Below are 18,187 nucleotides of genomic sequence, written 5' to 3'. Positions count from 1 at the left end.
ATGCTCGTCTGACGTAACGAGGCCAGGACGATCATTGAGATTTCGGATGCCTCCAGTGGGGATATTTTTAAAGCAGAGAAGGGAGGCGTGTCAGCCGTCTGTGACGTCGTGGCCATAGAGCCATTCGAATTGGTTCGACGCCATTTGAGGTGCAAAACGACTGGCCAGACGCAGAGCCGTATGCGCGGCAGTGCGGTAGGGGCCGGGCCGCAGGTGATAGTTCTCGGCATTCTTTGAAGCCGCATCGACAATCCGCGCGCACCGGGGGCGGCGTGTGGCGGCGTAGCGGGCGAAGCCGGTCGAGAGATCATCCTCTTTGGCCAAGCTGTCCGCCAATACCCACGCGTCCTCAAGCGCCATGTTCGCGCCCTGCGCCAGGAAGGGCAGCGTCGGATGGGCCGCATCGCCGAGGAGTGCGGCATGGTCATTGTGCCAGGTTTTGGCCAGCGGATGACGGAAGAGCCCCCAGAGGAAGACATCATCGGCCCGCGCCAACATCTCGCGAATCTCGGGCGCGAAATCTCGGAACGCGCGGTGGAGATTGGCCGGGTCATCTCGATGGTTCCAGCCTTCCTCTGCCCATCCATCTCGTTCTTCGACGGCCACAACATTCATCTCCGCGCCATGGCGGAGCGGATAGCGCACCAGGTGACGCCCGGGGCCCATAAAGACCTGCGCTTCGGCTGGTGTGTCCGGCGCATCCATCGGGATCGTGCACCGCCACGCCACCTGCCCGGTGAAAAACGGCTGAGTCTTGGGATTGAGCGCGGCGCGGGTCGGCGAATGCAGCCCGTCAGCGGCAATCAGACAGGTCACAATCTCGGTTTCACCTGTGGCGAAATGGAGTTCCATGCCACCTGGGGCCTCGGTCACCGCCGCTATCGCGCGGCCCAGTTCGACGTTGACGCCTGCCGAGACAGCGGCTTGGCGCAGCATCTCAATCAAATCGGCGCGGTGCATAAGGTGATAGGGCCGGTCGGGACGCGAGAGTGGCAGGTGAAACACCTCGGCACCGCGGCGGAAATCCCGCAACCGCACCGCTTGCGCCAGGGGCGCCGCTTGTAACAGCGCCTCGCCTAGACCAAGCGCTTTTAAAACAACCGCTCCGTTGGGGCTGATCTGGAGGCCCGCGCCAACTTCGGTGATCCGGTCGCTCTGTTCCAGCACGCGGACCTGTGCACCACGTTGGGCAAGCGCTGTGGCCACGGCCAACCCTGCGATCCCTGCGCCCAGAACCGTGATCTCGCGTCCGATCAGCATAATGCCTCCAAAAAAGAAAGGGCAGCGCCTGTGCAGCCCTGCCCTCTCATTAGATTTATCCGTTCATGTCCGCGCGCGGTTAGTCGTCGCGGTGGACCTTCTCACGCCGCTCGTGACGTTCTTGCGCCTCGAGGCTCATCGTCGCGATCGGGCGGGCATCCAGCCGTTTCAGCGAGATCGGCTCGCCCGTGTCTTCGCAATAACCGTATTCGCCTTCTTCGATCCGGCGCAGCGCCGAATCGATCTTGGCGATCAACTTGCGTTGGCGGTCACGTGTCCGCAACTCAAGCGCCCGGTCGGTTTCTTCCGACGCCCGGTCGGCGACATCCGGAATATTGCGCGTGCCGTCTTGCAGGCCCGCAACCGTATCCCGGCTTCCGGCCAGGAGGTCTTCTTTCCAGGAAATCAGCTTGCGGCGGAAATACTCCACCTGGCGCTCGTTCATAAACGGTTCGTCCTCTGCGGGACGATAATCTTCAGGCAGAAAGACTTCGACTTTCATGTCACTCCCCTTGTCGGGGCCGGATTGCTCAATCATGTCTTGTGTCGCGCCCATCCGGCTACTCCCCGGGGTCCGATTATCGGAATGTCTCTTGCTTGTCACGCACCTAATGTGCCGCTATGGCGAAAGAAAGGCTGACGTCGGTCAGAAACGCGTGAAGCGCCATTTTTTTGAGGGGGTTGCATGAAATTTAGCGGCACAAAAGACTATGTGGCGACCGAAGATTTGACCGTTGCGGTCAATGCCGCCGTGACATTGGAACGCCCGCTTCTGGTCAAAGGCGAACCCGGCACCGGCAAGACCGAACTGGCGCGGCAAGTGGCTGGCGCCTTGGGCCTGCCAATCATCGAATGGCATATCAAGTCGACAACGCGGGCGCAGCAGGGCCTTTACGAATATGACGCCGTTAGCCGGCTGCGCGACAGCCAGTTGGGCGATGAGCGGGTCAATGATGTGGCCAATTACATCAAGCGCGGGAAGCTCTGGCAGGCCTTCGCCGCCGAGGAACGGGTGGTCTTGTTGATCGACGAGATCGATAAGGCGGATATCGAGTTCCCGAACGATCTTCTACAAGAACTCGACCGTATGGAGTTCTTTGTCTATGAAACCGGCGAGACGGTGACAGCCCGCCAGCGACCCATCGTCATCATCACCTCGAACAACGAAAAAGAACTGCCGGACGCGTTTTTGCGCCGCTGTTTCTTCCACTACATCCGATTCCCCGAGATGGAGGTGATGAAACAGATTGTCGAGGTGCATCATCCGGGCATCAAGCAGGCGCTTCTGACCACGGCTCTGACGCAGTTCTATGAGATCCGCGACCAACAGGGGTTGAAGAAGAAACCCTCAACATCTGAGGTTCTCGACTGGCTGAAACTGCTGTTGGCCGAAGACCTGGATCCGGAAGACTTGCGCCGCGACGGGGCCAATGCGTTGCCGAAACTACATGGCGCGCTCCTCAAAAACGAACAAGACGTCGCCCTGTTTGAACGACTGGCCTTCATGGCGCGCGGACAGCGCTAGTGCTGCAAACCCTTGCAGACCCGATTCTACCAGTTTTTCTGGCGCTGGTGACGGGATATGCTCTGCGCAAAGGTGGCGTGATGGAGGCCGCCCATGCCGCTGCGATCAACAAGTTCGCCTTCTATCTGGCGGTGCCTGCGCTAATCGTCTCGGTCGTCGGCAAGGCACCCATCGGAGACTTTGAATGGGCGGCTGTCGGCGTCTATTTTGTGGTGCAGATGATGCTCTATCTGGGCACATTTGCCCTACTGAAAATCGTCCTCCGCCTGCCGACGGCTGAAGCGCTTTTGCTCGGCATGGCGGCCAGCTTCGTCAACCATGTCTTCTTTGTTTTACCGATTGCCGAACGCTTGGTTGGCCCGGATGCTGGCGTGCCGATGGCCGGGTTGGTCATGCTGGATGCGGGCGTGATCTTTCCGGCCACCGTTCTGGCCACGGCCCTTCTGACAGCCAAGGGTGAGACCAGATCCGGCATGGCGGGCCTGATCCTGAAGAACCCATTTGTCTATGCCTCGCCCATCGGCATCGCCTTGGGCCTGTTGGGCGAGGCGGCCCCATCGGGCATTATGACCTTCGCGGAGTTTGCCGGGGCATCGGCGGCGCCCGTGTTGCTCTTTACCCTTGGGGTCACGCTTGCGGGCTCCTCCCTCGCCCGCATCGGTCCCGAGGTTTGGATCGTGACAACGGTGAAACTGTTGGTGCATCCGGCCTTGGTTGGGGGCCTCCTGTCCCTGGTGACGGTCAGCCAACTCACGACCGACATCACGCTTTTGGTGGCTGCCGGCCCCTGCGGCGCGATGCCGTTCGTGATCGCCACGCAATACGGCGTTCGCACCGAGGCGATTGCGAAGGCGGTTCTGATCTCGACCGTGCTTTCGATCCTGTCGCTTGCAGTTTTAACCGCTTAGGAAACAATCCGTTTTTGGCAACCGACCAAATTTGTGCCACATTTGAACCATAGCTCAACACCTCCACCACGGACCGAATGGGACAGTTTTCCAGTGACATCTGACATTTCCATTCGCCCGCTTTCATCAGATGACAAGGCGGTCTGGGTTAACCTGTGGCGGGACTATCTGGCGTTCTACGACACCACCCTCCCATCGGAGATTTATGACCTGACGTTCGCGCGCTACACCGATACCACCCGACAAGACATGCGCGCCTGGCTCGGTTGGGACACAACAATGGCGGTCGGTCTGGTTCACGCAATCGCGCATCCCCATGGCTGGAAGGCCGAGCCCGTCACCTATCTGCAAGACCTCTTCACCACGCCCGCGGCGCGCGGCAAAGGCGTGGCGCGGGCGTTGATCGAAACCGTCTATGCCGATGCGGATGCCGCGGGGCGCCCATCGGTCTACTGGCTTACACAGATCGGCAACACACCGGCCCGCGCGCTCTATGATCGCGTCGCGACCCCGACGGATTTTATGAAATATCAAAGGACCAATTAGTGTTTCGATTGTCTCTTCTCGCTGCTTGCGTCGCGCTTTGCGGTTGTGTGCCTGCGGCGGTCTCTGACTTGCCCGAACGTCGCGATGCCACACTGCCGACCGCGCTGCCACCGATGGCGCAATTCTCGCTCCGCGCGGCGGCGGCTCCGAGACGGTCGAATATCGAGATTGCTCGCGATTTTCTGGAGCTCAGCTTCGAGATGGAAAGCGGCCGGCACATCGACCGGATTAGCCGGTTCGAAGGCCCAATTACGGTGGCCGTCGCCCCGGGGGCACCCACCTCGCTTGGCCCAGATCTCGACCGGCTTTTGGCGCGCCTGCGCCGCGAGGCCGATATCAACATCTCCCGAGTGCAACGCGGCACAGGGCCCGCGTCGATCACGATCGAAACCCTGCCGCGTGCCCAGATGCAGCGGATCGTGCCACAAGCCGCCTGTTTCGTGGTGCCCCGGGTATCAAGCTGGCAAGAATTCCGCCGCGCCCGCACGTCGCGCGATCTGGATTGGACAACGCTTGCAACCCGCGAGCAGGTGGCGGTGTTCATCCCCTCTGACGTTTCCCCGCAAGAGATACGCGACTGCCTACATGAAGAAGTGAGCCAAGCGATCGGCCCGCTCAACGACCTCTATCGCCTGTCCGATAGCATCTTCAACGATGACAATTTCAACGCGGTCTTGACCGGGTTCGATATGCTGGTCCTCCGCGCTTATTACGATGACAGCTTACGGTCGGGGATGACCCGCGCCGAGGTGGCCAATCGCCTGCCCGGCCTGCTGTCGCGCCTGAACCCGCGCGGCAATCGCAGCGCGGGCCCCGCCGCACCACGCAGCCCGGATGCCTGGATCAACGCCATCGAAACCGCCCTTGGCACTGGAACCAGCGGCCCGCGCCGACTATTCGCCGCGCAGCAAGCGGTAGCTTTGGCACAGTCCGCCGGGCTCCACGACGGTCGCCTGGCGTTTTCCTATTTCGCTTTGGGCCGCCTGACGCTGGCCCGGGATCCAGACCTGTCCCTCACCTCTTTTTTGAATGCTGGGCGTCTCTATCGCGAGATTGACCCAAATGGCATCCAGTTAGCGCATGTGGATATGCAACTGGCGGCATTCGCTCTCTCCTCTGGCCGGATCGACCAAACGCTCGCCTTGACCGGGGGTGCGATGCCCGCCGCCACACGGGCCGAAAACGCCAGTCTCTTGGCCACGCTGTTGATGATCCGCGCCGAAGCATTGGATGCGGCCGGGCGCGCGTCAGAGGCCCGTGCGGTTCGGCTCGACAGTCTTGCCTGGGGCCGTTATGGCTTCGGCCGGACCGAGGCCGTGCAGGCCCGGCTAACCGAGGTGGCCGGGCTCAGCCCGCCAGCCTGATCGGGAGCGGAAGGGGGCGACTATGTTGAATTTTATCGGCTTGGCGGTTGGGGCAGCCCTCGGGTTCTGGACCGCGCGGCGCCGCGGCGGCAACCGGTTGGATATGCTCCATTATGCGGCGATCTATGGGTTGATTGGCTTCATCATCGGTGCCTTCGCAATGCTTGTGATCCCCGCCCCTGCGTGACAGGCTGGCGCCTATGTTCCTGCCGTTTTTTGAAACCCTGCGCATGGCGCGCATCCCAGTCTCCCTGCGGGAGTATCTTGGGTTTCTGGAAGGTGTTTCCGCCGGTTTGGTGACCTATGATGTGGACGGGTTTTACTACCTCGCCCGCGCCGCGATGGTGAAAGACGAACGTCACCTGGATCGGTTCGACCGCGCCTTTGCCCATGCCTTTGGCGGGCTGGAGCAGATCACCCCCGAACAGGTTCTGGAAGCCACGGAAATCCCGCAAGACTGGTTGGAGAAACTGGCCGAGAAGCACCTGACGGAGGAAGAACGCGCCGAGATTGAAGCGCTTGGCGGATTCGACAAGCTTATGGAAACGCTCCGTGAGCGGTTGAAGGAGCAAGAGGGTCGGCACCAAGGCGGCAATAAATGGATCGGCACCGCAGGCACCTCGCCGTTCGGTGCTTATGGCTACAACCCTGAGGGCGTGCGCATCGGACAGCACGAGTCGCGCCATCGCCGCGCCGTCAAGGTCTGGGACAAGCGCGACTTCAAAAACCTCGACGGCGATGTGGAGCTTGGCACCCGCAACATCAAAGTTGCGCTCAAACGCCTCCGCCAATGGGCCCGCGACGGCGCGGCGGATGAGTTGGACCTTGATGGCACCATTCGCGCCACGGCCGAGCATGGCTATCTCGATGTACAAACTCGGCCCGAACGGCGCAATGCGGTGAAGGTGCTGCTGTTCCTCGATATCGGCGGCTCAATGGATGACCATGTGCAGATCGTCGAAGAGTTGTTCTCGGCTGCGAAGTCCGAGTTCAAACATCTCGAACACTATTACTTCCACAATTGCCTCTATGAAGGCGTCTGGCGCGACAACCGCCGCCGCTGGACCGAACAAACGCCGACTTTCGATGTGCTCAACACCTACGGCTCTGATTACAAATGCATTTTCGTGGGTGATGCGGCGATGTCGCCCTATGAGATCGCCTTTGCCGGGGGGGCGAATGAGCATTGGAATGCCGAAGCAGGCCAGGTCTGGCTGGAACGCGCTTGCGCGCAATGGCCCGATCACCTCTGGATCAACCCGACCCCTGAGAAGCACTGGCGCTATACCCAATCGACGCAGATGATCGGCGAGATTTTCCAAGGCCGCATGGTGCCGATGACGTTGGAAGGGCTCGACCGAGGCATGCGCGAATTGAGCCGGTAATCGGTCGTAACGGCTCCCGCCCCGTCAAACCCAGCCCGGGATATAGTTTCATCCGCAAATAAGCGGGAGAATTTCCATGCGTGCCACCTTGCCCTTACATGGTGCAAAAGGCCTCGGCCAATCACGACGATACGATGTTCGACGCCGCCGACACTGTTTGACGCCCTGCCTGATCTGCGCCTGACCGGCCCGGCCAGATTCGGCGGCTGGGCTTTCCGGGGGCCGCTATCCGTGCCCGTGGCCTGGGCCGCGTAGGCGGTCCCAAAACGGGGCGGAGTAGACCAGTTTCGCTTTGCGTTTGAAGCAAAAATCGCAGGCCTCGCAACCCTGCGCCAAGGTGCCCGAGCGGCTGATCGATACGGGCCTGTCGGACGCATTCACGATCTCCATCCATTGTGCATCCCAGGCACAGAGGATCGGCGTCAGATCGCTGCGCCCGGCATCCCAGAAATAGTCCACAAACACGCATTCTGTGACCATCAAAGTCGCATGATCCGGGCCATTCTCCTGATGAACCGTCAACCCGCTTCCCCAAGCCATCCGCGCTCGTTCGGCCAGTTTGTTGCCCGCTTTCGCGTGGCCAACCGGGTCCGGCGTGACCCAAAGCCAAAGCCGCATCGACCAGCGCGCCAGGTTTTGACCGGATTTCAGAAATGCGACCCCGGCCCGGTCCCGCGCGTCGCGACGGCTTAGTCCCGCCTCTTCTAACAATTCTGTCGCCGCATGTAGCCCGGTGGCCAATGCATGAGTCAGTTCGGTCTGCCCATCTTCGGCCACCAAATGCCGCCGAGCAGCCAAATGCCTCGCACGCGCAGTCAAATCTTCGTCGGATATGTGCGGGTCACCACCGCGATTCAAAGCGCTCAAAAACCCGCGCCGCCACAATCGTACAATCATCTTTCCCATGTCTTTTCTCCCACTCGCGTCTCAAATCTCTCCGCCCGTCATGGCTTACACGGTGCCATCGGGCCTTTCCGTCGCGGGCTGAAATCGGGCCCGCAGCAACTCGTCAAACAACAAATAAATCCGTCTTCTCTCATCGATCGAAATATCTGGGTTTAGCAGAACGATCCCGCTGAAGGCGCCATAGTCCAGGAGCGACAGGTCGCGCGCGGTCTCTTCATCAACACCGAAACGCGATTTGTAGACCTCGGCGACAAAGGCAAGCCGCGCCGTTTCGGTCTCCGCCAGCAAGGCCGCAATTCGGTCATCTCGCTTCGCCAACTCACGAATGTTAAGCTCCAAATGAATGTCGATTTCCAAAGCTTCTTCAATCAGCGCGGCAAGCTGTGTGTCGGTGAGCGTCGCCGGGTTGAACTGCTCCACGAAGATATCGGTGTAGAGCACCCGCCACTGCTTGGCCAAGGCTATGAGGAAGCTGCTAAGATCCTCAAAATGATGATAGAAAGAGCCTTTAGTGACCCCCGCCTCGGCACAGATCCGATCAACACGCAGGGCATCGGGCCCATCGGCGCTCAAGAGCTTCAACCCAAGATCAAGCCAATCTTCCCGGTAGAAGCGTTTGCGCGACCCGGTCATAAGAGCAGCCCCCAAAGACCCAGCCCCGCAACCGGCACAAACAACCAGCCTTGAGGCAAACGCGCATAGCCCGCGCCAATCCCAAGCGGCAGGAGGATACCGATTGCCGCGAAGCCCGCCGCCAGGGCCACACCTGCCATCGCCAAACCGGCGGCACCGCTTGCGCCGAGGCCGGCGGCCAGGAACAATCCTGCCATGATCGCCAAGGTGATCGAGACCAGATGCCAACAGAGATAGGCCGTGTCTCGCACCATCGCGGGCAGGTCACGGCTCTGGCGCAATGGACCAGCCACCTGCGCCCCACCCATGAACAGATGTACCACCGTCCAAAGGGCTGAAAGCGCTGCGGCCGCAAGGAAGAGGGTGCTGGACATGGGTGACCTCGACTCAAATGTTACGGCGATATACATACCATACCGAACGGTATGTCAACCGCCTATTGCCGCCCTCCTCCAAAGGCCCCATATCCCCTATATGCTGAAGTTCACCCCGATCCTTTTGGCCATTCTCTACGCGCTTGCGATGTATCAGTTTTCGGCCTGGCGGACGCGGCGGGAACTGGATCAACGCTCCAGCGAGTTGGCCGATGCCCGGTTGCGCGGTTTGACCGATCAAATGGCACGCGCCCTTGGGATCGAGCGGATCAAGGTCCACCTGTATGAAATCGATCCCGTGAACGGATTGGCCGCGCCCGATGGGCGGATTTTCCTCACGCGCGGGTTCTACAACAAATACCGGTTGGGCGAGGTCAGCGCCGAAGAGATTGCGAGCGTCATCGCCCATGAATTGGGCCATGTGGCGCTTGGCCATACGCGCCGCCGGATGATCGATTTCTCCGGGCAAAACGCCGTCCGAGTAGCCCTCGCCACGGTTCTGGGTCGCCTCATACCGGGCGTCGGCGTTTGGATCGCCAATATGCTGGCCTCGCTTCTGATGGCCCGGCTCAGCCGACAGGATGAATACGAAGCTGACGCCTATGCCTCGGCACTTTTGGTGAAAGCGGGCATCGGGACCGGCCCGCAAAAGACACTGTTTGCCAAGCTCGAAGGGCTAACCGGCATGGGTGGGCGGGGTATGCCCGCCTGGCTTATGAGCCATCCCAAGACGCAGGACCGGATCGCAGCGATCGAGGCGCTCGAGGCCCGTTGGGCCCGAGAGTTGCCAAGCGAGTAACCCGATGCCGATGCCCACCACCTATCGCCACGCGACCAAGGATTGGCAAGCCTTCTTGGCCGATGCGAAAGATCAGATGGGGCTGATCTCGGACAACTCGACCTATACGGCCATCGACGCGGTGTTTCAGGTGTTCCGCCGCCGATTGACCGTGGCCCAAGCGCTAGAATTCGCGGATTTGTTGCCCGCCGTCGCCCATGCGCTGTTTCTCGCCCGCTACGACAGTGCGGCGGTGCCCCTGCCCTTCGCGGATCGCGCCACGATGACCGCGGAGGCAAAATCGGTGCGCCCGCATCACAACCTGACCCCCGACAACGCCATCGCGGCGGTTGCCTATGCGCTCCACCGCCACACAAACCCGATCGACCTTGCCCGGGTCTTGGCAGCAATCGGTCCGGAGGCCGAAGCGTTCTGGCACGTGGATGTGGCCGATCCGTCGGAGTTGGCGCGGCAGATCACCTAAGTCGAAAGCGCTTTTCCCAATCGGGGCAGCCGCGCCCGCTTCATCAGCTTTCGCAAATCAAGCCTCTCGCCCGAGAGCCTTTCTGCCTGGCCATGCACCCGATTAATCACTTCGGCGATGATATCTGGTTGCTCCTGCCAAAGCCGATAGAGCAAGGCATCGGGATGGATGGCTTGCAAATCATGACCGTGCAGCTCCCGCGCCGGAAAATCCTTGAGATTGAAGGTCAAAATTGCCTCAGCGCAGCCCGCAATCGCCGTTTCCAGCACATGGATGTCATGCGCATCGGGAAGCCAGAGTTGCGCCTCCAAATCGGGCTGCGGCGCGATCTCGGCTTCGGGCCATGCGCTCCGCAGAACAGCGATCTCACCTCGCGCAATGACGTCATCTGCCGTGTTTCGCCGCGCTGCAGCGCGCGCCCATTCCTCCAAGATCCGCGCCGACCAAAGCGGCTGGATCAGCCCGGCCTCCGCCACGCCAATCAGGATCTCGCGCAGAACCGTTGGATAGAGCACGCAGGCGTCGAGGCACAGCCTCATGGCATCAACCGAAACGCCAGCGCTTTGAGATACCCTGTCTCGCTCAGATCAGGATGTTGCGGATGATCCGGCCCCGCAAAACCGGTATAGATCAATCTCGGCACCCGGCCCGCGCGCCCGATCCCGCGCAAACAGGCCGCACGGAACTTGGGCAGCTCCGCGGCGTGAGAACAGGAGCACAGGATCAAGACGCCGCCCGGCGCGACCAGAGGCGCCGCGAGGCGCGCCACACGTTCATAAGCGCGAAGCCCCTTTTCAAGCGCCGGTTTCGACGGTGCAAAGGCGGGCGGGTCGGCAACAACCAGATCGAACTGCGCGCCCTCCCCTGAGAGCGCCTCCATCACGTCAAAGGCATCTCCCGCGCGAGTCTGGAACCGCGCTTCGGCCCCAATTGCTGCTGCGCCGGCCTGGGCCAGGCTCAACGCGGGTGCCGACGCGTCCACGGCCATCGCCTCGCTTGCGCCGCCTGCCAGTGCGGCCAAACCGAACCCGCCGACATGGGAAAATACATCCAAAACCCGCGCATCGCGGGCCAAAGAGGCCGCAAATGCGTGGTTCGGGCGTTGGTCGTAAAACAGGCCGGTTTTCTGGCCACCGATCACATCGGCCAGATAAGTCGCCCCGTTCATTGAGACCTGTATCGGGGCCTCAGGGGCCGCCCCCCGCAACACCGTCATCTCTTCCGGCAGGCCTTCGGCCGCGCGCGCGCGACCGCTGCCGTTTTTGATCAGCGTGGTGCAGCCGGTCAGGTCGAGCAAGACATCGGCAAACACCTCCAACCGCTCTTCCAGCCAGATCGCATTCGGTTGCATCACCAGCGTGTCGCCAAACCGATCCACGATCAGCCCCGGCACGCCATCGCCCTCGGCATGGATCAACCGGTAAAATGGCGCTTCAAAGAGCTGGTTGCGTAATGCCAGAGAGGCGCGCACGCGGCCCCTGATCCACGTCTCGTCTATGACCGCGTCGGGATCGCGATCCAGCATCCGAAAGGCGATTTTGCCGCCGGTCGTGGCCACGCCCATCCCAAGTGGCCGCCGCTCTGCATCTTCAAGTACCGCCAAAGCCCCGGCCGTCAATCCGCGCGAGCGACGATCCAACACCAGCTCATCGGCCCAGGCCCAGGGAAAGCCATGGCGCAAACGGCGCGCGTCGGCTTTCGGTTTCAATCTCAGGGCGGGTAATGTGGAAAGGGGCGCTGTCATGCGCCCCCTCTATCTTGCCTTATCGATGGCGAAAAGGGATCAGTTGGTCAAACTGGCCATGACAGGTGCGGGTGCAAAGGTTTCTGATACCCAGGTCTGCAACCGCGCCTGAATACGATCCCGTTGAAAAATGCCTTGTCGTTCTGCGGCGATGGCTTCGGACCCGCCAAACGCGCGGAAGGTCAAATCCACATGCTCCGGACCGTGCAAGAGCGCGCCGGTTTCCGCATGGCGCACGGTCAGATCGAACTCGACCTCATGTTCGCCACCAAAGGTATAACGCGTGCGTTCGGTCAGAGCGTGGAACCGTGTCACCACAAGCTGAACCTGCACCGGCACCTCGCCTTGCAAGCCGGAAAAGGCAGCTTCAAGCGGCGGCGTCATCACATTGGCGACCTGCTGGTGACGATCGCCAATCGGATCCTCGCGCCAGACGATATCTGCACGGGGTTTGATCGAGTTGGCCTCAGAGACCGTAAGCGCACCGGGCACATCCACCCGCAACGCCGAAACCTGCCAATTCTGCGCCTGAATCGCCAAAGCCGATGGCGCGGCTTGTCCAGCGGGCGAGAAATCGAGCGGCGCGGCGCGGCTCACGGGATCCGGTGTGGCACATGCCGATACGGCTAGGCCAAAACCCAGAATGATGAAGGGAATCAATCGTTTCATGCTCTTCCTCCTACCCATTTTCCTGGGTTTCGGTGGGACTCTAAGAGCAGAAATAGCCCCCAAAAGGGGCCGGATTGGGATACCGATGGTGCGTTGACTGGGCGTTTTGGTGATGAAACCCTGTTCTAAATACGGCGAAAATCGGCGTAACTGACGGGCATCAGCCTGCTTCAACCGTCATTTTTTGTTGACCCAACCCGTCGATTTCCAGCGTGATCTCATCACCTGGGGCAAGAAACACCGGTGGTGTCATGCCCGCGCCCACACCTGGCGGCGTGCCCGTGGCGATGATGTCACCAGGCTGCAATGTGAAGAAATCGCTGAGATATGAGATGAGTTTTGGGACGCCGAAAATCATCTGCTCGGTCGACCCATCTTGCCGCGTCTCACCATTGACCCGAAGTCGGAGGCCCAGTTTCTGTGGGTCGCCCACCTCGTCCGGCGTCACTAACCAAGGCCCGATCGGCGCAAAACTGTCGCAGCTCTTACCTTTGGTCCACTGTCCGGCGCGATGTTTCTGAAAGTCACGCTCTGAGACATCATTGACCGCCACATACCCCGCGACGTGATTGAGAGCCTCCGCTTCGGTCACATGTTTTGCAGGTTTGCCGATGACCACGCCCAATTCCACCTCCCAATCGGTTTTCACCGACCCGCGCGGGATATAGATTGTATCATTCGGCCCAGTGATGGCCGAAGTCGCCTTCATGAAGATCAGAGGTTCAGGCGGCGGCGTGGCCCCAGTCTCCGCCGCGTGATCGGCATAGTTCAATCCGATACAGATGATTTTACCCGTGCCGGTGAGTGGTGGCCCAAGTCGTGGCGCGCCGGGCACAAGTGGGCCGTCGGCGGTGAGGTCGGGCAATCGGGTCAACACGTCGCCGCTCAAATCTGCGACTTGTCCCGAAAGATCCCTAACTTGGCCCGCTGCGTCCAACACCCCGGGCTTCTCCATCCCCGGTGCCCCATATCTTACAAATCGCATCGCGCGTCCTCTTCTAGTCGATCTTCCGAATACCAGCGACCTCGGTTCTGGCGCCGGACAACATCCAAGCGTGTTCCGAGGCAATGAAAAACGCGCTGAACCCATATTGGCGGAGCGCCGCTGCCTTCTCGGCATTTGGCGTGAAGGTCATATACGCTTTGCCAGCCGATTTCGCTGCGTCTCCAACCGCCGCCATGGCGGCCATCAATTCCGGGCTGTCTTGGTTCATTTTGCCATACGCCACGCTCAGGTCGGCCGGCCCGAGGAAAAGCGCATCTATCCCATCGGTCTTGGCAATCGCGTGGGCCTGATCCACCGCCTCGGGGTCTTCGATTTGTGCGATCACGACCGTTTCCTTGGCGCTTTGCGCCAGCAATTCTGGCATCGCGCGGGTGGCAAACCCCGCCCATCGGGTCGAGCCCGCATAGCCGCGCCCGCCATGGCCAAACCGGGCGGCCTTGGCGATCCGCGACGCATCTTCGCCATTCATGACATGAGGCACGACGATGCCCGTGGCACCGGCGTCCAAGGCCTGCAAAATATGTTCCGGCGCAGCGGACGGCACCCGCACCAAGACCGGAAACCCGGCAGCCCGCGCCACGGCGAGGCAATTGTTGAGCGTTAGACGATCGAAAGGCGCGTGTTCGGCATCGATACAAACAAAATCGAGGCCCGAGAGCATCAGAACCTCCATCACATCGACTGCGGGCGTTTTCATGAAGGTTCCGGCCATAACCTGACCCGATGCGATCTTCGATTTGAACGTTGTGCTTGCCATGCCCCTGCCTCAGGTGATCCTGCTTTCCTCCTGGGCAACCTGACCGGATCGGGATCGGAATGCAATTGCGGGGATTTAGTCCGCTTCATCACTCTCCGACTCCACGACATCGGGCAGTGGCACGCTTGGCGGGGCTGCCTCGGGCGGGCGTGGCGTCACCGGCGGCTCATTGACAGGTTGCGCCTTCGGCACAGGTGCGGGTCCGGTCGTCATCAACATCGCGCGGCGCCCATATTGCTGCCCCAACCTCCCACGAAATATCGTTTGCCCGGCCGTGTCTTCTAGGCCAACCTTGGTTAAAGCCGCCGGATCAAACCCAATCAGATCACCAGGGGCCAGTGCTTCCAGTTCTGCAAAACTCCGGCGTACTCGGGTCAAGATGACGCCAACTGGCACCTCTGCCTGCCCAACAGCCCGACGAAAGGCGGCCTGCCACGCCGGGTCTGGGTCGACCGATGCCGCCGCTTCCGATGTCATCGCTCCGTCGGCAGCAGCCGGCACGGCAAGAAGCAAGGACCCGGATTTTGCGCCTTCCCCCAGGGCCACGTCGACCCCAAACCGGTGATATCCGACATCAGGCATCAAAAGCGGCAATTGACGCCGATCCGAGAGCACTCCACCGAAACTCAAGCGCCGGGGCCAATCAACGCCCGAAACCCCGTCCAGTTCAGCTGCAAAGGCCGAAAGAAACAGTTCGACGAAATCCCGGGTCAGTGCGATATCGATTTTGGTCACGGGGCGGCCCGGCCCCTGCACCCGATCTACCCGACCGGTCGTTTGAACCTCAATCAGCGCATCAACCAAAGGCTGCTGCAGCAGGCACAAGCCGCGCCCATTCTGCGGCGCATCCAAGCCAATCAACAAGCCTCCATCGGGAAGCTCGGTTAGCAAATCGCCCAATGGGAGGCCCCAGTTCACCTCTTCCCTTTTCGGCTCGGGCGACAGCCCTGGAAACGGTGCGCCAGCCCGACGAACCGCACGCTGAAACGCCCGCTTTGCCCGGGTTCCGCGATCCGGCGCGGGCGTCGCATGCGCCCGCCTTGTCATCCGTTGTATCGCCGAGAGATTGGCGGGTTCCGCCATATCGAGCCTTCCCGTTTACAGTGTGGCAGCCGTTCAGACCTTATGCGCCCGGCAAGGTTAAAAATCTCTCAACCGCCACCCATCATGCAGCCCTAAGGGCACGCCCCGGCAGACGCACTCGGAAACATGCTCCGGACTGGCCTGGTAAGAACACCAGGCCGCCGCCCAAACGGGCCATGATCTCGCGGCTGATCGCCAGCCCTAACCCCGCGCCCGGGGCCTCCCGCGCCGTATCGGCCCGTGCGAATTTTTCAAATATAAGAGCGTGTTGGCGCGCCGGGATGCCCGAGCCGTTATCGGCAAACTCAACCTCGGCTCGGCCCGGTAACTGCTTGAGTGTGATCCGAAGCTCCGGGGCCTCTGCATCGCAATATTTCTGAGCGTTCGAGATCAGATTGATGAAGACCTGCGCCAGACGGTCCGCATCCGTCCAAAGCGGCAAATCTTCCTGGTCTTGCTGTCGAATGATCTTCAATCGCGCGCCGTGTTCCAGTGCACTGGTCGCGTCGACCGCGCGATCCAACACATTGCTGAGCGTTGTCTCCCCTTCGTTCAGCGTCACCCGCCCGTCTTCGAGCACACTCAAGTCCAACAGATCATCCAGCAAGCGAGTCAGTCTGAGGCTCTCGTCGTGAATGATCCGGCTAAAGCGCGCGCGCCCCGCGCTATCCAAGCCATCGCTTTGCATCAAGATTTCCGAAAACGCCCGGATCGATGTCATCGGTGTGCGCAACTCATGGCTGATCTGGCTGAGAAACGCGTCTTTTTGAACCGACAACTCGGTGAGTTTCTCATTTGCCTCACGAAGCCTTGCAGCCGTCTGCGCCAGTTCGGCGGACTTCGCCTCAAGCTGGCTAGAATACTCCATCATCTGCGCTGTTTCATCGGCCACCGCCAAGAGATCCCGAACCGAGACGCTGGCGCCACCGGTGATCTGCCCGACCATGGCATTTGCAGTGGCCGCCCCGACGGACCCGGCCAACTCCCGCTCCAAGTGCTCCAAGAAATCCGGCGTCGGCTCTGGCAATTGCGCCTCCCGCCCTTGCCCGGCCGCCGCATCCCGAAAGAGCCGCGCGGCGCGCCCTGCCCCCAATATCCGCTGCGCCATGATCAGCAGATCATCCGCCGTACCGGCGCTGCCCTTCCAGGCCAGAGGGGTCTGCGAATGCTCATACACATTGACGAATTGCGCCCCCATGAGCCGCTCCATCGGACTCGGGAAGGTGAAGAGCGAGACCAGGACAAACGCGAAGGTGTTCACCCCAAGCGACAGGATCATCGCGGTCAAAAGCGGGTCGGCGCCATCAAGGCCCAAAGGGGTTGCCGGGCGGAGCCAGGCAATGCCAAAAGGCCCGTTCTCCAACACGCCCTGCATCAACCCGGCGGTTGCCGCATTGGGGACCAAAAGCACCCAACCCCAGATCAAGAAGCCCAGTCCAATCCCCGCCGCAGCCCCGGGTCGCGTCGCGCCTCGCCAAAAAATCCCGCCCAAAAGCGCGGGTAAGACCTGCGCCACCCCGAGAAACGCGATCAAGCCGATCGAGGCCAGCGCATCATCGCCGCCGGAGAGCCTGTAGTAGAGCAGGCCAAGCGTCAAAACGCCTGCGATGCTCAACCGCCGCGCCATCAGGGCCACGCGGCGCATGTCCCCCGACATCGGGTTTTCGCCTTTCGTGGCCCGCATCCAAAGCGGCACGATGATGTGGTTCGACACCATCGTGCTCAGCGCCAGCGCGGCAATGATCACCATTGAAGTTGCGGCCGAAAACCCACCCAGAAAGGCAAAAAGCGCAAGCCCACCCTGCCCCAGTTCCAGTGGAAGGGTCAGCATGAACAGATCGGGGTTCGCGCCCGCGGGCATCATCTGCAACCCAACCACCGCAATCGGGATCACGAAGAGGCTCATAAGCAGCAGATAGAGCGGGAAGGCCCAGCTCGCCGTCGCCAGATGCCGCTCATCGGCATTTTCCACGACCAGGACCTGAAACATGCGCGGCAGGCATAAGATGGCTGCGCCGCTGAGCACGGTCAGCCCGACCCAACGCGCGCCGTTGGAGGTCCATTTCGCGATCGGACTATCTTCGACCCGCGCCAGAATATCCGCTGGCCCATCGGCCAAGCCCCAGACAACGAAAGCGCCAACCGCGATCAGCGCAAAAAGCTTCACAATCGCTTCCAATGCGATCGCTGAGACGAGCCCGGGATGACGCTCATTCACATCGAGCGACCGGGTTCCAAAGATGATTGTGAACAGCGCCAGACCACCGGCGACCCAGATCGCAGTGCTCTCGGCATCCGGCTGTCCCAATGCTCCCGGTCGGACGAAAACCGAGAAAGAAAGCGTCACCGATTGCAACTGAAGCGCGATATAGGGCGTCGTGCCGATCACCGCCAGGACCGTGACCAGCGCCGCCAGACCGCCGGATTTGCCATAGCGGCTTGAGATCATATCGGCGATCGAGGTGATCCGCTGCGCCCGCCCGATCCGTACCATCTTCCGCAGCAGCCAAAACCAGCCGATAAAGACCAGCGTCGGCCCCAGATAGATCGTCATGAATTCGAGGCCGGACCGCACCGCCGAGCCGACCGCACCGTAGAAGGTCCACGCGGTGGTATAGATCGACAGGCTCAGCGTGTAGACCAAAGGCGAACTCAGCCATCTCGCCTTGCCCAAAGAGGCCCGTCTTTCCGCCCAGAACGCGACCCAAAAGAGCCCCGCCACGTAGACAATGCAAACCGCAACCAAGCCATTGAAGGACAACATG

The 18,187-nt window shown here is 61.1% G+C and carries 20 protein-coding genes; 8 read left to right on the top strand and 12 right to left on the bottom strand.

From position 1 onward, the window contains the following. Nucleotides 1-90 precede the first annotated feature (90 nt). The gene (locus tag GTF44_RS06335) at nucleotides 91-1,260 is read right to left on the bottom strand and encodes an FAD-dependent monooxygenase (RefSeq protein WP_171558347.1); all 1,170 of its coding nucleotides are present in this window, start codon (nucleotides 1,258-1,260) and stop codon (nucleotides 91-93) included. Between the two features lie 79 nt (nucleotides 1,261-1,339). Then, nucleotides 1,340-1,816: an RNA polymerase-binding protein DksA gene (dksA, locus tag GTF44_RS06330; RefSeq protein ID WP_171558345.1), complete on the bottom strand. Its 477-nt coding sequence runs from the start codon at nucleotides 1,814-1,816 to the stop codon at nucleotides 1,340-1,342. A gap of 129 nt (nucleotides 1,817-1,945) precedes the next feature. On the opposite strand from dksA, the gene GTF44_RS06325 reads away from it, so the two are divergent. The 6 genes from GTF44_RS06325 to GTF44_RS06300 all read left to right on the top strand — a co-directional run bounded on the left by GTF44_RS06325 (nucleotide 1,946) and on the right by GTF44_RS06300 (nucleotide 6,988). Continuing rightward, nucleotides 1,946-2,785, top strand: a complete 840-nt coding sequence (locus GTF44_RS06325) for a MoxR family ATPase (protein WP_171558344.1) — start codon at nucleotides 1,946-1,948, stop codon at nucleotides 2,783-2,785. Further along, a complete protein-coding gene (locus tag GTF44_RS06320; protein ID WP_171558342.1) occupies nucleotides 2,785-3,693 on the top strand; it encodes an AEC family transporter in 909 nt (302 codons plus the stop codon). Before GTF44_RS06325 ends, GTF44_RS06320 begins: the two co-directional genes overlap by 1 nt. Nucleotides 3,694-3,786: 93 nt before the next feature. Further along, nucleotides 3,787-4,239, top strand: coding sequence for a GNAT family N-acetyltransferase (locus GTF44_RS06315; RefSeq protein WP_171558340.1), 453 nt, complete (start codon nucleotides 3,787-3,789; stop codon nucleotides 4,237-4,239). Then, entirely contained in the window at nucleotides 4,239-5,603 is a 1,365-nt protein-coding gene (locus tag GTF44_RS06310; RefSeq protein WP_171558338.1) for a DUF2927 domain-containing protein, read from the top strand. Before GTF44_RS06315 ends, GTF44_RS06310 begins: the two co-directional genes overlap by 1 nt. Before the next feature lie 22 nt (nucleotides 5,604-5,625). Then, nucleotides 5,626-5,790 (top strand): hypothetical protein, encoded by a 165-nt coding sequence (locus GTF44_RS06305; protein ID WP_171558337.1) that lies wholly within the window; start codon nucleotides 5,626-5,628, stop codon nucleotides 5,788-5,790. 13 nt (nucleotides 5,791-5,803) lie between these two features. Further along, complete coding sequence (locus GTF44_RS06300; protein WP_171558335.1) at nucleotides 5,804-6,988, top strand: VWA domain-containing protein; 1,185 nt, start codon at nucleotides 5,804-5,806, stop codon at nucleotides 6,986-6,988. A gap of 225 nt (nucleotides 6,989-7,213) precedes the next feature. Here GTF44_RS06300 and GTF44_RS06295 read toward each other — a convergent pair whose 3' ends face one another. The 3 genes from GTF44_RS06295 to GTF44_RS06285 are packed head-to-tail and all read right to left on the bottom strand — an operon-like array spanning nucleotide 7,214 to nucleotide 8,901. Beyond that, nucleotides 7,214-7,894, bottom strand: a complete 681-nt coding sequence (locus GTF44_RS06295) for an L-2-amino-thiazoline-4-carboxylic acid hydrolase (RefSeq protein WP_171558333.1) — start codon at nucleotides 7,892-7,894, stop codon at nucleotides 7,214-7,216. Between the two features lie 45 nt (nucleotides 7,895-7,939). Continuing rightward, nucleotides 7,940-8,527, bottom strand: coding sequence for a TetR/AcrR family transcriptional regulator (locus tag GTF44_RS06290; RefSeq protein ID WP_171558331.1), 588 nt, complete (start codon nucleotides 8,525-8,527; stop codon nucleotides 7,940-7,942). Next, the gene (locus tag GTF44_RS06285) at nucleotides 8,524-8,901 is read right to left on the bottom strand and encodes a hypothetical protein (protein WP_171558330.1); all 378 of its coding nucleotides are present in this window, start codon (nucleotides 8,899-8,901) and stop codon (nucleotides 8,524-8,526) included. The genes GTF44_RS06290 and GTF44_RS06285 overlap by 4 nt, the downstream gene beginning before the upstream one ends. 100 nt (nucleotides 8,902-9,001) lie before the next feature. Here GTF44_RS06285 and GTF44_RS06280 point away from each other — a divergent pair, with 100 nt between their 5' ends. Together GTF44_RS06280 and GTF44_RS06275 are read left to right on the top strand one after the other, a co-directional pair. Continuing rightward, complete coding sequence (locus GTF44_RS06280) at nucleotides 9,002-9,700, top strand: M48 family metallopeptidase (RefSeq protein ID WP_171558328.1); 699 nt, start codon at nucleotides 9,002-9,004, stop codon at nucleotides 9,698-9,700. 4 nt (nucleotides 9,701-9,704) lie between these two features. After that, nucleotides 9,705-10,163: a DUF2267 domain-containing protein gene (locus GTF44_RS06275; protein WP_145210326.1), complete on the top strand. Its 459-nt coding sequence runs from the start codon at nucleotides 9,705-9,707 to the stop codon at nucleotides 10,161-10,163. Here GTF44_RS06275 and GTF44_RS06270 read toward each other — a convergent pair. From GTF44_RS06270 to GTF44_RS06240, 7 genes are all read right to left on the bottom strand, one after another. Beyond that, entirely contained in the window at nucleotides 10,160-10,702 is a 543-nt protein-coding gene (locus tag GTF44_RS06270; protein ID WP_171558326.1) for an RSP_2648 family PIN domain-containing protein, read from the bottom strand. The two genes, GTF44_RS06275 and GTF44_RS06270, sit on opposite strands and share 4 nt — an antisense overlap. Continuing rightward, nucleotides 10,699-11,907, bottom strand: coding sequence for an RSP_2647 family RNA methyltransferase (locus GTF44_RS06265; RefSeq protein WP_171558325.1), 1,209 nt, complete (start codon nucleotides 11,905-11,907; stop codon nucleotides 10,699-10,701). Before GTF44_RS06265 ends, GTF44_RS06270 begins: the two co-directional genes overlap by 4 nt. Before the next feature lie 39 nt (nucleotides 11,908-11,946). Then, nucleotides 11,947-12,576 (bottom strand): DUF6778 family protein, encoded by a 630-nt coding sequence (locus GTF44_RS06260; RefSeq protein ID WP_171558323.1) that lies wholly within the window; start codon nucleotides 12,574-12,576, stop codon nucleotides 11,947-11,949. 160 nt (nucleotides 12,577-12,736) lie between these two features. Beyond that, the gene (locus tag GTF44_RS06255; protein ID WP_171558321.1) at nucleotides 12,737-13,561 is read right to left on the bottom strand and encodes a fumarylacetoacetate hydrolase family protein; all 825 of its coding nucleotides are present in this window, start codon (nucleotides 13,559-13,561) and stop codon (nucleotides 12,737-12,739) included. A 13-nt stretch (nucleotides 13,562-13,574) separates the two neighbouring features. Continuing rightward, complete coding sequence (locus tag GTF44_RS06250) at nucleotides 13,575-14,339, bottom strand: HpcH/HpaI aldolase/citrate lyase family protein (RefSeq protein ID WP_171558319.1); 765 nt, start codon at nucleotides 14,337-14,339, stop codon at nucleotides 13,575-13,577. 75 nt (nucleotides 14,340-14,414) lie between these two features. Beyond that, nucleotides 14,415-15,422 carry a FliM/FliN family flagellar motor switch protein gene (locus GTF44_RS06245; RefSeq protein ID WP_171558318.1) on the bottom strand — a complete coding sequence of 336 codons (1,008 nt, stop codon included), beginning with the start codon at nucleotides 15,420-15,422 and terminating at the stop codon, nucleotides 14,415-14,417. Nucleotides 15,423-15,504: 82 nt separating this feature from the next. After that, nucleotides 15,505-18,186 carry an ATP-binding protein gene (locus GTF44_RS06240; RefSeq protein ID WP_171558316.1) on the bottom strand — a complete coding sequence of 894 codons (2,682 nt, stop codon included), beginning with the start codon at nucleotides 18,184-18,186 and terminating at the stop codon, nucleotides 15,505-15,507. Nucleotide 18,187 lies beyond the last annotated feature (1 nt).

Origin of the sequence: Roseobacter sp. HKCCD6576-2, assembly GCF_013179285.1 — a bacterium.
Classification (GTDB): Bacteria; Pseudomonadota; Alphaproteobacteria; order Rhodobacterales; family Rhodobacteraceae; genus Rhodophyticola; species Rhodophyticola oceani.
This window is presented reverse-complemented; position numbering and strand designations above follow the sequence as displayed.